This is a genomic window from Bacillus sanguinis, assembly GCF_018332475.1.
GTDB lineage: Bacteria > Bacillota > Bacilli > Bacillales > Bacillaceae_G > Bacillus_A > Bacillus_A sanguinis.
The window spans coordinates 1-15,616 of record NZ_BOQB01000178.1; the positions used below are offsets into that span (position 1 = coordinate 1).

General features: G+C 36.7%; 11 protein-coding genes. All 11 read right to left on the reverse strand.

Going from position 1 to position 15,616, the window contains the following annotated elements:
- Positions 1-41: 41 nt before the first annotated feature.
- The 11 genes from KI369_RS19090 to KI369_RS19140 all read right to left on the reverse strand — a co-directional run bounded on the left by KI369_RS19090 (position 42) and on the right by KI369_RS19140 (position 15,612).
- Positions 42-584 carry a chorismate pyruvate-lyase family protein gene (locus KI369_RS19090; RefSeq protein ID WP_212956984.1) on the reverse strand — a complete coding sequence of 181 codons (543 nt, stop codon included), beginning with the start codon at positions 582-584 and terminating at the stop codon, positions 42-44.
- 35 nt (positions 585-619) lie between these two features.
- Entirely contained in the window at positions 620-1,369 is a 750-nt protein-coding gene (sfp, locus tag KI369_RS19095; protein ID WP_212956985.1) for a 4'-phosphopantetheinyl transferase family protein, read from the reverse strand.
- 33 nt (positions 1,370-1,402) lie between these two features.
- The gene (locus KI369_RS19100; protein WP_212956986.1) at positions 1,403-2,845 is read right to left on the reverse strand and encodes an MDR family MFS transporter; all 1,443 of its coding nucleotides are present in this window, start codon (positions 2,843-2,845) and stop codon (positions 1,403-1,405) included.
- Positions 2,845-3,069, reverse strand: a complete 225-nt coding sequence (locus KI369_RS19105; RefSeq protein ID WP_212956987.1) for an MbtH family protein — start codon at positions 3,067-3,069, stop codon at positions 2,845-2,847. The genes KI369_RS19100 and KI369_RS19105 overlap by 1 nt, the downstream gene beginning before the upstream one ends.
- Complete coding sequence (locus KI369_RS19110; RefSeq protein WP_212956988.1) at positions 3,066-10,223, reverse strand: non-ribosomal peptide synthetase; 7,158 nt, start codon at positions 10,221-10,223, stop codon at positions 3,066-3,068. Before KI369_RS19110 ends, KI369_RS19105 begins: the two co-directional genes overlap by 4 nt.
- Before the next feature lie 31 nt (positions 10,224-10,254).
- Positions 10,255-11,148 (reverse strand): isochorismatase family protein, encoded by an 894-nt coding sequence (locus KI369_RS19115; RefSeq protein WP_212956989.1) that lies wholly within the window; start codon positions 11,146-11,148, stop codon positions 10,255-10,257.
- A 30-nt stretch (positions 11,149-11,178) separates the two neighbouring features.
- On the reverse strand, positions 11,179-12,795 hold the full coding sequence (locus KI369_RS19120; RefSeq protein WP_212956990.1) for a (2,3-dihydroxybenzoyl)adenylate synthase: 1,617 nt from the start codon (positions 12,793-12,795) through the stop codon (positions 11,179-11,181).
- Positions 12,796-12,807: 12 nt separating this feature from the next.
- Complete coding sequence (dhbC, locus tag KI369_RS19125) at positions 12,808-14,007, reverse strand: isochorismate synthase DhbC (protein WP_212956991.1); 1,200 nt, start codon at positions 14,005-14,007, stop codon at positions 12,808-12,810.
- Between the two features lie 26 nt (positions 14,008-14,033).
- Positions 14,034-14,804: a 2,3-dihydro-2,3-dihydroxybenzoate dehydrogenase gene (dhbA, locus tag KI369_RS19130; protein WP_212956992.1), complete on the reverse strand. Its 771-nt coding sequence runs from the start codon at positions 14,802-14,804 to the stop codon at positions 14,034-14,036.
- A 336-nt stretch (positions 14,805-15,140) separates the two neighbouring features.
- Entirely contained in the window at positions 15,141-15,263 is a 123-nt protein-coding gene (locus KI369_RS19135) for a DUF4023 domain-containing protein (protein ID WP_000071861.1), read from the reverse strand.
- Between the two features lie 70 nt (positions 15,264-15,333).
- Positions 15,334-15,612: a phosphoglycerate mutase gene (locus tag KI369_RS19140; RefSeq protein WP_212956993.1), complete on the reverse strand. Its 279-nt coding sequence runs from the start codon at positions 15,610-15,612 to the stop codon at positions 15,334-15,336.
- Positions 15,613-15,616 lie beyond the last annotated feature (4 nt).

Consider the following 15,616-nt stretch of genomic DNA (forward strand, 5'->3'; position numbering starts at 1 on the left):
AATAAACAAGAAACCAGCCATTTTATAGGCTGGTTTCTTGTTTATTTCAGTAATTCCTTTATATTCTCAGCATGATACACTTCACAAATATAAAATATACATTTGCAGTTACTTACAATTTGATATTTTCTAGTTGGATACACATTCGCCGTAACAGAGCATCCATCAAACAATTCAATAATATTTCCAGATGGCTGATATCCTTCATATAATACATTTCTTCTTACTTCCATCTTTTCTATAAGTTTTTCAACTGGAATGTTTCCACTCTCTAATTCATTCTTAATTGAATTTGGTAAAAACGAAGTGTCCGCAAAAATTAAATTTTCGGATAACACTTTTCCTTTATAACTAACATGAGATACACGGTAAAGAAATGTTCCGTTTTTATCAAAGAAATTCTTTGCTTCTTTCGGGATGTACTGTCTATCAATTACCTCTTGTTCAAGAACATCAAACTGAACTGTATCAATCAATAGCTTTTCTAAAGCATGAATAGATGATGTATCTCCAGAAAATAAAATATTTTTAATTGCTTGTACATTATAAGTGAATTCATTTTTTCTATTTTCCGCTACTAACATGAGGAACACCTCTTCTATAAAATATTTTATTAAACTTATTTAAGATTTAAAAGCGATACTGCGTCTAATTGAGTAATTTCGGTCACTTCTTTACTAAATATTGCAATGGAAGCCAAATAATCTAAACTTGGTCTTATATCTTCCATCATTGTAGTTTCTACTAACTTATGTCTATCCTTAAAAACTAACAATTTTGGAGGGTCATTGGGAGCAGATACAGTAATATCCACTGGTGCAATCATTAGTCCTTCACCTGTTGCTTTGAGCACTGCTTCTTTTCGAGTCCAATATGTTAAAAAACCTTCTATTTTCTGTTCATTAGGTAATTTCATAATTTTCGCTATTTCAATGTCCGTTAATACACCCTCTGCCATTTTCATAACATCTACATTTGGATTCATTTGTTCAACATCAACGCCTACAGGTGCAGATTTTGTAAATGCAACAACAACCCACTCACCCGAATGTGAAACAGATAACTGCGGCATGCCTTCTGGTAATTGTGGTCTACCATGTTGTAACTTACATACTGGGCATATTCGACTAATCGGTACTTGAACAGGTGAGATAGAAAGTATTTGCCCAAGAACTAATCTACTAATTACACAACCTATTATAAATCGTGCACGATCTGCCGAATGGTGATATGAATTTGCTTTCTCTCGTTCAACGTCATTTAGTAAATTGTAATGCCATGATTGTAAATCTGAAATTCTTGCCCACCATATTTGACAGTTATTCTCATTCAAAGTTGGTACAGAATCTACAACGTTACTCTCTATCATGTAAACTCTCCTTTATACAACGAATTTCAGTTGTTATTCATTGACAAGTGCTTTCTCTTTTTTGGATACGGATAACATTTTTTCTTTCTTCTTTGACATTACTTCTTTATCAGAAATACGTAAAGAAAATAGTAATGCTACGAGCAAAAATATTGCTGATCCAATTAATGCCGCTTGATATGGTAAGAAATCTGAATGGGTATTATTTTGTACACTATTATTTCCAAACCCAGCTAGTATACTAGCTAAAACAGCAACTCCTATCGCTGAACCTATTCGATTTTGCACATTAAATATAGTAGTTGCTCTGCCCATAGAAGGTGGTGTGATATTGTTAAATGCAGAAAATTGAACTGCTCCCACAGACTGGCCTAAGAATATACCGATACCAAACAATAGTGCCCGAATTTGCCATGGATTCGTATCGTGATTTACAAAGCTTAATAGAACAAAGATAATCGCCGTACTAATTAACCCAATAGAAATTACCTTACGAGCCCCTAATTTCTTATATGACCAAGGTACAATCTGTGACGATATCATTAATCCAATTGCCTCTGGGAATGTCGTAAGACCTGATTCCAATGCGGAAACTCCTATTACATTTTGATACATAAGCGGAAAAACAAATAACATTCCTAGTAAACCTGCAGATGAAAACAATGAAATAAGACTCATTTTTCTAAAGACTGGTTCTTTTAATAAGCGTAAATCTAACATCGGTTGCTTAACTCTAAGTTCTACAATGATAAACAAAGTAATAAATACAATCCCAGTCATTCCAGTACTTATAATTTCTGCAGAAACCCATCCTTTTGATGGCCCTTGACTGAGTGCATATATTAGCATCGAAAATCCTGGTGCTGAAAGAACAAAACCGAGAGAATCAAAGCGACCAGCTGATTTTTCAATATGCTCTTTTAAAAATAGAAGACCGAATAATAACGCCATGATTCCAAATGGTAGATTAATATAAAATGCCCAGCGCCAAGACATTTGATCTACAAAGAAACCACCAATAATTGGTCCTACTGCCGGTGCGACAGCAATTGGCAACACAATAAACCTTGAAATTTTCGGCCTTTCCTCTGGTGAAAATGTTCGGAATAACATCGCCATCCCAACTGGTGTTAAAAGCCCCCCGCCAGCCCCTTGCATGATACGAAAAATATTCAATAAAGTAATATCGTTCGCTACTCCGCATAATGCAGACGCAGTTGTAAATACGAAAAGAGCAGTTAGAAATACCCTTTTCGTACCGAAGCGATCACCTAACCAACCAGAAATCGGAAGGAAAACAGCTAAGCTAACTAAATATCCAACATTAACTGTACCCATTGCAGATGGGGGCACTTGTAGTTCTTTACTTATCGTTTGTAATGCTACATTCACAATTGTTGCATCCATCGCAGCCATAAACATCGCTGTTATATATACGATGCTTACAACTACTTTTGGATTTATTTTTTCCTTCATTATCGTTTTCCTACTAATATTTTCTCGCCAACTTGATTACTTTTCGGATTCAAATCTTTCCAGTTATTCTCAACATATTGTAAACATTCATTCCTACTAGCTTCTTCATGTACGACATTCCAACCAATAGGTACATCAAGAAATTCCGGCCAGAGAGAATACTGGCCCTCCTCATTTTTTAATACTTTATATGTGTAATTATCATTTTCAAACGGATTCGTCATACTGTACTTACCCCTTTCTTATTCTGCAAATATTTCGCTAATACTTGTCCAATTTCTGTAAGTGGACCTGGTTGACATAAATCCTTATGTCTACAATCAATATCGTGTTGCACAATTTGTCCATTTAAATAATTTAACCACGTATTTGGAGAGATAGGATCAAACCAGTCTGGTATAACAGTAGATCTAAAGAATAAGATATCTCCGTTATAAACTTTCGGTACATATTTCCCTAACAACCCTACTGAATTTACATATGTTTCTTTCAAGTTCAATATAGTCTCTTCTTCAAGACTTGCTAATGCACTTCCATCTTTTCGAAGGATTTCAACTGCACTTTCCATTGTAAGTGGTTTGCCATCCATGTTATCTGGGTCATATCCGCCTAAAGCAAGTAATGCGATTAGTGCTTCTTCTTCAGTAGGCGCTTCCGTATTCGGTAAGAAGTGTCCAGGATAAGAATCAAGCATAACGAGTAATTCTACTGCTTCCCCTTCATTTTGTAGTTGCGCCGCCATTGCATGCACAACATTTCCTCCGAGCGACCAACCGAGTAAACGATATGGTCCGTAAGGCTGTACTTCACGAACGTGTTTTAAATAATCCGCCGCCATCTCCTCTAAACTTTTTGGAAGTTCTTCATTTTTAGCAATACCACGTGCTTGCACACCGTAGATCGGATAATCTGTTCCTAAAGATTTCATAAGTCCTGCATAACACCAACTTAATCCACCTGCTGGGTGTACACAAAATAGTGGTAATTGATCCCCGCTTGCTCGTAATGGAAGCAATACATCAAGTGCACTTTGACCATTTCCCACTTTAAGTCTTTCAGCAAGACCTGCAACAGTAGGTGCTGCAAATAAAGTTCCGATATTTAATTCAACCCCAAGTGCCTCTTTAATACGGCTCATAAGCTGCACTGCAAGAAGTGAGTGGCCACCTAGATCAAAGAATCCGTCATCAATTCCAATTTGAGGCACACTTAAAACTTCTATAAACAAGTCACATAACATTTCTTCTTGCGGTGTTCTTGGCCCACGACTAGAAGATGATGCGATAAATTCTGGAGCTGGCAATGCCTTTCTATCTAATTTACCGTTTGGAGTTAAAGGTAACTCCTCTACTACTACAAAAGCGTATGGAACCATGTAATCTGGTAAACTACCACCAGCATACTGACGCATTTCATTCGTATCAATCATTTCATGATTTGATGCAACGATATAAGAAACTAACCGTTTATCCCCTGGTTGATCTTCCCGTACAATAACGGCTACTTGCTGAACTTTAGGATGTTTCATTATTACCGCTTCTATTTCACCTAACTCAATTCGGAATCCGCGAATTTTTATTTGATGATCTGCACGTCCTATATAATCTAACGTCCCATCTTGACCCCAACGCGCTAAGTCTCCAGTACGATACATTCTTGTACCTGGCTTACCAAATGGATCTGCGATAAACCGTTCTGCAGTTAAGCCTGCTCTTCCTAAATATCCACGCGCAAGCCCTGCACCTGCAACATACATTTCTCCAACTACTCCAGGTGGCACTGGTTGTAAATAGTTGTCTAACACATACACTTTAAGGTCAGGTATACTGCACCCAATTAAACTATTTGCTCGTAAAGAGACGATAGTCTCATCTAATTCAATATAACTAACATGTACTGTCGTCTCCGTAATACCGTACATATTAATAAGTTTTGGTGCGTTATGGGGATGTCGACTATACCAATCTTCTAATCGACTTAGCTCAAGTGCTTCTCCTCCAAAAACAACATATCGTAAAGATAATTTTTGGCCAATCTCTTCATTTTCACGATCTGCTTGCATCAATTGATAGAACGCTGATGGAGTTTGGTTTAAAACCGTAACCTTTTCTTTAACAAGAAGCTGTAAAAATTCTTTCGGCGAGCGACTTACATTATGTGGCACTACAACTAAACGCCCTCCGTATAATAAAGGTCCCCAAATTTCCCAAACCGAGAAATCAAAAGCGTATGAATGGAACATCGTCCAAACATCGTTTCCGTCAAACTGGAACCAATGATCAGTCGCTCCTAAAAGTCTTACTACATTTTGATGAGGTATCATAACGCCTTTCGGTCTACCTGTTGAACCTGACGTATAAATAACGTAAGCAATATGTGAAGGAGTTAACGGCTTCACACGCTCCATTTCATCAATATTATCTTCACTATATTTCTCAATTGCTTCTATTACTTTTTCATCATCAACTAAAATTTTTAGTTTCTCATCACATTCAACTTCCACATCTGAATTTGTTAAAACACATGATGGTTTCGCATCGTGGAGCATAAATGAAATACGATCAGACGGGTAATCTGGATCTAATGGAAGATAACCTGCTCCTGCTTTAAGAACCGCGAGTAAACTCACAACCATATTTAAAGATCTCGGCATTGCTAAAGCAACGAGTTGATCAGGACCAATTCCTTTCGCTATTAACAAACGAGCTATTTTATTCGCTTTTTTATTTAACTCTTCATAAGTTAACTTTTCATCTTCAAAGACGACAGCAATAGCATTTGGATTTATATGAGCCTGCTTTTCAAATAATTGTGATAATGTCATTTCTGGTACAATTTGAAAACCACCATTCCACTTTTCTAACACTGTATTTTTCTCTGCTAACGTTAAAATTTTTAATCTACCAATTGATTGATCCGGATTCTCTACTGCATCATCTAATAACAAAATGTATCGTTCTATTAATTTTTGCACCGTTTCACGTTTATATAAATCAGTACTAAACTCTAATAATCCGTGTAAGCCGTTTGGAGTACCATCAACGCCGTTATTCTCGCTAATTTCAAATGTTAGATCAAATTTTGCAGAGCCGACGCTTTGAATTTCAAGTTTCGCTTCTATATCAGGAGCATCAAAGGTTGCTTCTGGCGTATTTTGGAAAGCTAACATAACTTGAAACAGCGGATGACTATTTCGAGTACGTACTGGGTTTAACACTTCAACAAGTCGTTCAAATGGCACATCTTGATTTTCATAAGCTGCAAGATTTACTTGCTTCACTCTATTCAATAATTCTTTAAAACTTGGATCTCCTGATGTATTTGTACGCAACACTAATGTATTTACGAATAAACCGACTATGTCAGAGAGTGCATCATCGTTCCTTCCAGCAATCGGACTACCGATTGGTATGTCAGTACCTGCACCTAACCTTGTAAATAGCGCACTAAGTCCTGCTTGCAACACCATAAACAAGCTAACTCCGTTTTTCCGTGCAAGTTCTACTAACCTACTATGCATACCCGCATCTATTTGAAAATGAATTGTTTCTCCTCGATAACTCGTTTCAATTGGACGCTGGTAATCTGTAGGTAACTCCAATTGATCTGGTAACCCCTTTAGCTCTTTCTTCCAAAACTCTAATTGTGTTGAAATGAGACTCATTTCTGTAGTTTCATCACCTAACAATTGTTGTTGCCAAAGTGCATAATCTGCGTATTGAACTGGAAGTGTCTCCAGCTGCGCTCTTTCACCTTGACATCGCGCTTTATATGCCGTTGTAAAATCTCTCGTTAACGGTTGTAATGACCAGCCATCCCCTACAATATGGTGCAATAGTATTAGTAATACATGTTCGTTTTCATTCACTGTAAATAGATGCAAACGAACTGCTGGTTCAACATCAAGGTTAAAGCTATATCTTACCGCCTCAGCAAGCACACTTTCTAATTCCTCTTTACATGTTTTTGTTTTAATCATTGCTAGATTTATATTTCCCATATTTAAAATTTTCTGATAAGAACTACCTAATACGTTAGGGAAAATTGTTCTCAGTGTTTCATGTTTCTCGACTACATCATAAAAAGCACCTTGCAATGCTTCCTCGTTCAACTTTCCATACAAACGAATGACTAACGGGATATTATATGTAGGGCTTGGACCTTCTAAACAATTTAAGAACCATAACCTACGCTGTGCAAATGAAAGTGGAACTTCACTTGGTCTACTTACTTTCTGAATAGCTGGTCGTGCATTTTTTGCTCCATCCAGTTGCTTCGCTAGTTCAGCAACAGTTGGCGATCCGAATAGTTTTCCAATTCCTAATTCGACACTTAACGTTTCACGAATTCTTGCCATTAAACGAGATGCAAGAAGCGAATGGCCTCCCATTTCAAAGAAATTATCATCAATGCTAATACGAGAAACACCAAGTACTTCTGCAAATAAATCACATAATATTTCTTCTTTCGGATTTCTAGCAACTCTCTCCTTATTCATTTCATTAAAATCAGGAGCTGGTAATTTCTTTCTATCAACCTTTCCATTTGGTGTTAATGGTAATTCTTCTAACAACACAAACGCTGATGGTACCATATAATTCGCTAAGCTTTCTGAAACATAAGAACGAATTTCGGAAAGTTTAATCGTTTCCTTCTCTTCTGCAATGATATACGCAATGATTCGCTTATCATTTGGGCGGTCTTCTCGTACCATTACTACTGCTTGCTTAATACTTTCATGTCGTTGTAATACCATTTCAATTTCAGCTAATTCAATTCGGAAACCACGAATTTTAATTTGATGATCTGCGCGGCTCACATATTCTAACACACCATCATTGCGCCATTTTACTAGATCACCTGTACGGTACATGCGCTGCCCTCGTTCTCCATAAGGATTTGCAACAAAACGTTCAGCCGTTAACTCTGTTTTTCCTAAATATCCGCTTGCAAGCCCTTCCCCTGTAATATATAATTCACCAATTACTCCAGGTGGTACTGGTTGTAAACCTGCATCTAATACATATACAGCTGTACTACAAATCGGCTTTCCAATAGGAGGTATACCACTTTCTCTTTCATCGATGTTCATGACAGTAGACCAAATCGTCGTTTCAGTTGGTCCATATAAGTTTGTAATAGTACAACCTAATTCTTTTAATGTTTTTGCTAAATGGGCTGGAAGTGCTTCGCCACCTACGAGCACATTTAGTCCTTGTAGCTTCTCTGGATATTCCGTTACTAATGCCTGCCAAAGCGTCGGTGTAGCTTGCATAATTGTCACTCTTTCTTCTTGTAACAATGCCGTTAACGCAGAAGGTTCTTGAATTACTTCTTTTTGTGCGATTGTTAAACTTGCACCACTAATAAGAGGTAAATAAATTTCGAGAGCTGAAATATCAAACGCAAATGTTGTAACTGCTAATAAATGATCGTTTTTATGTAATGAAAACACATCATCCATAGCCAATAAAAAGTTACTTAAAGCTTTCATAGGAACAATTACACCTTTTGGATTGCCGGTTGAGCCTGAAGTGTAAATTGTATAGGCTGGGTTTAAAAGTGATACATCATTCTTACATGCTATATTCATACGAGAATATGTATGTAACGCTAATTTCGTTTCTTCGTCATCTAATACAATTTTTTTCATATCATTTTCTATAACTAACTTAGATGAAACAGATGAATGTGTTATGACACAAACTGGTTTTGCATCATTTACAATATAATTAACTCTTTCTGCTGGGTATTCTGGATCTATTGGTAAATACGCTGCACCAGCCTTTAAAACTGCTAGCATACTGACTACCATTTCTACTGATCTAGGAAATACTAAAGCTACAAACTGATTTGGTCCTATTCCTTCTTCTACTAAATAGTGTGCTAGTTCATTCGCTCGTTCATTTAGCTCTTTATACGTAAGATTTATTCCGTTACAAGTTACTACTATTTTATTTGGAATTTTTTGTACTTGTTTTTCGAATAGTATAGGTAAAGAGATTAACTCTTCAACTTCTTTAGTTTCATTCCATTCGAATAAAACTTTTTGATTTTCTTCAGGAAGAGTAATGTTTATACTTCCAATCGACGCATCTTTTTCATATTCATTTATCACTAATTCTAATACATTCATAAATCTTTCTTTATGCAATGCTAGTTCCGCACCATTATATACTTCTGGGTTCGCATCAAAATGAATCATTAGCTCATTTTCATCGAAACGTTTATAAACATTTATCGATAAATCATCGACAGGTCCTGCTGATAAATTATGTGTAATACCACGATTCCCAGCAAAGTTAAGCCCATAATCAAAAGGCATCACATTCACTAACGGTCCAAATAATCTTTGGTTTTCACCTAGTAATTTTAAGTCTCTTCTTAATTCCTCATGACGGTATTTATGATGATGACGTACATCTCGAATTTCTTTTGAAACTTGCTGTAATAATTCCGCAAGAGTTATATTTGGAGTTACAGTGAGACGAAGTGGTACTAAATTCATTACCATACTCGGTGTATGAATAGATGTAGAACCGAGACGCCCCATCATCGGTAAGCCTAATACAATATCATTTTCTCCTGTTAACTTATGCATATAAATACTTGTTACAGCGACAATGAATTCTGGCCAACTTGTTAACGAAATATTGATATCTTCTAGTAAAGTTTTCGTGCTAGAACTAGATAAATACGCTGTTTCTCGTAAAAATCCATTTGATGTTCTCGGTGCTCTTTCCGCTAAGCTCACAACTTCTGGTTCATCTGCAAACTTCTCTAACCAAAAAATACGATCTTCCTGAAATTGTTTCGACTCACGATATACAATATCTTCTTGTATAATCTTTGAAAGAGAACCAAATGGCTTCTCTTTCTTATTTGTTTCTTCTATAAGTGTTGTATACTCTTTCGCTACCTTTTGGCTAAGAAGTGAAAATCCATAGCCATCCATCACAATGTGATGAATGCGCTGATACCAAAAGAAACGATTATTTTCAACTTGAATAAGTGCTTCAGTAAATAATGTATCTTTTTTCAAATCGACTGGCATAGATAAATCATTTTTCATCCATACTTTAGCAGCTTCTTCAGGATTTTCTTCTTTACGAACGTCAATAAAATGCATTTGAAACTGTAATTCTTTAATAACTTGCCATGGACCAATTTCATCCTCTTCGAAGCAAACATGCAACGCTTCTGCTTCCATTACAACTTTACATACTGCTAATTCAAAAATATCTTGATTAATATTTCCGCTTATTTCAACATACTCCCCAGTATTATAAATCGGATTAAGCGGATCTAATTGTTGCGCAAACCACATACCAGACTGCGCAGATGATAACGGATGACGCACCATTTGACTATTAGGCATTCTTTACTACCCCTTTATTATGTAGTCTATATTAAAGTACATGTTCTGTTTGCGGAGATAAGAAGCGATACCAATCAACAACCGTTGGGTTCTCTGCTAAATCCGCAAAAGTAATTTCTTTTCCTTCGCGACGCCACTTCTCTACTAAACTCATAATTCTGACCGAATCAAGTCCTCTATTTAATAAATCTTCATCAGTCTCAATACTTTCTACTGGTTCACGAAGTAATTGTGCAACTAGTTCATGTACTTCCTGTAAAGTAATCCCTTCACTCTTATTACCTTTTACACTTTGTAAATCTTTTAACAGTAAGTGGGTGGATGTCGTTACTGCACATCTACTAGACGCATACTCCAATGCTTGCTTATGATGCTCTAATGAAAAATCCGCCACTGCATCTGCTACAAAGAACGGCTCTATACCATCCATAAACGCTTCACAAGCTGTTAAAAGGCAGCCAATATGCGCATAAATACCACAAATAATGAGTTGATCTCTTCCTTGTTCATTTAAAATTTCTAATAGATTTGTCTTTTTAAATGCACTATATCTCCATTTTGTTAAGAATATATCATCCTCATTAGGGGAAAGTTCATCGACAATTTTCTTTTTATCTGGTCCAGCAGGAATACCGTCACCCCAGAAGTCTTGTAATAATCCTCGTTGTTCTAACGTTTGTCCACCTGGTTGCGCTGTATAAACAACTGGTATACCAAGTTCCTTACATTTTTCTCTTATCACCTTAACATTTGAAATGAGCTCTACTTTCGGTGATTCTTTATCGCTATATGCATCAAGAAAATATTCTTGCATGTCATGGATTAGAAGAACCGCACGCTTCGGATCTGGTGTCCAGTTCACTTTATTTTTTGGTAGTTCTGATTCAACTGGCATTTTGTATACTGAAATAGATGGGATAGCCATCTAATCACTTCCTTCCAATTTTTATATTATTTATCGTTTTACCGTAATAAGTTTTTCAGCAATGACTTTACGTAATTCTTTTTTGCTTACTTTTCCCACACCTGTTTGCGGGAATGATTCAATAAATTCAATTCGATCTGGAATCTTATAAGCAGCTATACCGCGTTCTCTTAAAAACATTTTTAATTCACTTACTGCCGGAGCTTGTCCGCGAGCTATTACAAATGCACAAGTACGTTCTCCTAAGTAATCGTCAGGCATTGATACAATTGCTACATCATGTACTGCATCATGTGCTAATAGATGATTTTCAACTTCTTCCGCAGCAACTTTCTCACCACCACGGTTAATTTGATCTTTATCTCTTCCTTCTACTATGATGTAACCTTGTTCATTTACTTTTACAAGATCTCCTGTACGATAAAATCCGTCCTTTGTAAATGACCTTGCATTATGCTCTTCTGCTTTATAATAACCACGAATTGTATAGGGCCCTCGTGTTAATAAACTACCTACTTCTCCAGGTTTTACATCGTTATCATTTTCATCAACGACCCTTACTTCATCAAATGTAGACATCGGTCTACCTTGTGTATGAATAATGATTTCTTCAAGATCATTTAATCTTGTGTAATTTACTAATCCTTCTGCCATACCGAACACTTGCTGTAACGTACATCCAAATGTAGGGCGTATACGCTTTGCAACCTCAGCACTAAATTTCGCTCCACCTACTTGAATCACTTCTAGGCTCGATAAATCATTATTACGAGCGGATGCAGCATCAAGCCATATCATTGCTAACGGTGGAACGAGAGCAGTAATCGTAACTTTTTCTTTTTCAATAAGTGCAAATGCCTCATCTGGACTACCTCCAGTTGCCAGCACAACTTTTCCACCCGCATAGAAAGTTCCAAATGTACCTGGAGAACTCATTGGGTAATTGTGCGCTACTGGTAGAACTGCCATATAGACGCTTTCTGCATTCAAATTACAAATTTCAGCGCTAACACGTAAACTGTAAATATAATCATCATGTGTTCTAGGAATTAATTTAGAAAGTCCTGTTGTCCCTCCTGATAATTGGAGAAACGCAACATCACTTGGTTGAACTTCTGGTAATGGAACGGGATCTATATACAGATCATTTATGTTTAAGAACTCTTCTTCTTCTCCCACTACAATTACATGTTGTAAAGTTGGCAATTTCTCTTTCACTTCTCTTGCTAGTTTTCGATAATCAAAACCGAGAGCCTTATCTGAAATAACGTAAGCGCTCGCCTCACCAAACTCACAAAAATAACTAATTTCACTGCTTCGATGTGAAGGCAGTGCAAAGACAGGAAGCGCTCCAATTCGAAATAGTGCAAAACATATTTCGAAAAACTCAATAATGTTAGGTAACTGGATTACAACTCTGTCCTCTTTCTTTATTCCTAAATTCAATAAACCTGCTGCTAAACGATCTACCTTTTGATCAAGTTCACTATACGTTATATGCGTCTTACCGCTTACAACCGCGATTTGATCTTCATATTTCTCAGCCCGCTCTCTTAACACTCCTCCAAATGTTTCACCAAGCCAACACCCTTCTTCTCGATAACGCTTGGCAAATTCTTTTGGCCATTCCGTATAACCTTCTAACATTCTTTCTTCCCCCTACTTTTCATTAAGTGAAATATCATTTAACCCTAAAGCTTTCAACATTGTTTGAAATTTAGCAGAGGTTTCTGCTAACTCGTCTTCAGGCTTAGACTCAGCAACAACTCCAGCGCCTGCATATAAACGAAGTGTATGTTCTTGCACTTCAGCACAACGAATTGTAACAATCCATTCACCATCTCCATTTAAATCGCTCCATCCTAGCATTCCTGTAAAGAACTCACGGTCAAATGGCTCAATTTGTTGAATTGCCTCTCTCGCTTCTTCCATCGGCGTTCCGCAAACTGCTGGCGTAGGATGAAGGGCAATTGCTAATTCCAAAGAAGTAGTATTTGGATCCTTTAGTTCACCTTTCACTTCAGTAGACAAATGCCACATCGCTTCACTATGAATAACAGATGGTTTTTCTGGAACATGTAATGTATGACAATATGGACGAAGTGCAGCGGCAACCGCTTCCACTACTACCGCATGTTCATGTAAATCTTTTGGAGAAGAAAGTAATTCCTCTGCTCTTCTTTTATCTTCTACTGGATCATCACTACGTGGTCTTGAACCAGCTAACGGATTAGAAATAACTTGCATACCATTACGTGAAACGAGTAGTTCAGGGCTTGCCCCAATTAATGTCTTACTATTCTCGTTTTCATCTTTCGGTAAATTAACAGCAAATGTATAACCATGCTTATTATGCTCTGCTAATTCTCGAAGAAGTTTTTGCTTATCAATCTTTTTGGAAGATTTAACATCCAACGATCTGGATAGAACGATTTTCTTTAAATCTCCGTCCTGTATTTTTTCAATTCCTTGCTTCACACCATTCATATAAACTTCTGGCGCTGGAACGGGTGTCATTTCAAATGTCAATTTTTCATGTGTTTCAAGCTGATTTCTTGTATCCAATTGTAAGCGCTCAGAAATTCTACTATCTTCTGGTATGATAAGTTGAACTTCTTTTCTACGATCAAATGGCAAGGCACCAACAACGATAGGGTTCGGATTTCCAGCTTGTTTTGCATTACGTAATAACGCCTGTACTAGTTCTGGAAAACTTTCAATTTCACGATGCTTTACTGTAGTAAACTCTCCTTCTGTCAATATCGTTCGCGTTGGTGAAGCGAAAAAGAATGAAGATTCAGTCTTATAATCTTCTAGTAATTTTTCTGACAGTTCCTTTACAGCCATAAATTCATTCATAGTATAGTGACCCCCTGAATTTTTTATTAAGCGCCTAATGTAGCTCCGCCATCGACACATAAATTATGCATTGTAATATGGCTAGCTTTATCTGAAGCTAAAAACAATACCGCTTCAGCAACTTCTGAAGGCTGTGCAATTTTTTGTAACGGTATACCGAGTCTATATGTACTTTGAGAACCAGCAATTATATTTTTTGCTCCATTCTCATCAGCCCATAGTAACCTTTGCATTTCAGTTTCAGTAGAACCTGGAGAAACTAAGTTACAGCGAATGTTATACGCTGCAAGTTCTAATCCTAAACATTTCATAAACATCGTCGTTGCAGCTTTTGATGCAGCATACGCAGCCATCTCGATTCTCGGGGTATTTGCTGCATTTGAACCAACTGTAACAATTGCCCCTGACTTTCTTTGCATCATACGTTTACTTACTGCTCGGGACATATAGAAAACGCCTGTAGAATTTACAGAGAATGTTTTATTCCAATCTTCATCACTTAAAGAGTGAATCGCTCCCATACGTAAAACCCCTGCAACATTTACTAATATATCTATCGGTGCTATTTCATTTTCAATATCATTTACCATCTGTTCAACTGCGGTACTATCACTCACATCTAAACGAAACGTTTTCATATGTGTTTCATTTAAGAGTTCGTTTAATCCCTCTTCATTTTGATCAACCGCAATAACTGTAGCCCCTCTTTCTAAAAACATTTTGGCAACAACACTACCTATACCTTGGGCTCCACCTGTTACTAAAACCGTTTTCCCATCAAATTCCCCTAAGTTCATTTCCTCTATCCTTTCATTTGAAAATTAATCAAATTAACCAAATAATGATAATGATTATCATTATCGACTTGAGTCAAAAGGAATTACGATGAAGAACATGTTCGCATGTTGTTTCATTTCGTTCCAAATATTGATTTGTCAAAAGTAATGAACTCTCTAAGAAAGGTGGTGAAAACAATCGTTCGTTGCCAGTACCAACCAAAAACATACTTGGGGTGTTACCATAAGGTGGCATGAATGCTAGAGCGTCAAACTGTCTAGCGATAGACGAAAAGACCTAGCGTTCGAACTCAAGCCCCCACTGAAAGGCTTTATCTCAGTGGGGGTAGTTGACTGTTATTTATGTGTTTTATTTGGCTTCTTTTTCGCTGGGTTTCCGTTTCCCTGACGTTTTCTATTTTGTTCATCTTTTGCTTGTTTTTCATGCAGCGTATCTAAAAAATCATTCGAGTTACTCATTTTTCTATCGCTCCTTTCATTTCGTCCTAATTACTATAACCATTTAGGAGGACAATCATGAGATAAAAAGTTAAGCGCTTAATTTTCTTCGATAGTATATGTAAAAGATGCCATACGTAATAAATAGCATAAATAAAATTTGTAACTCTATATTTTCTTTTAAAATAGTTGCGATAGAAGACGGTAAGTAAGGTGATGTATTGTTTGTTTCTACACCTAACCATTTGTTTAAGAGGTTAATGGTACAAAACATAAAAACACCGGACCAGCTTGCAATAATTGCTTTCTGTTTAATTTTTGTTTCACGTTCATCATCTGTAATCCAAGGATTGGCAGTTTTATCCCGCATTAAC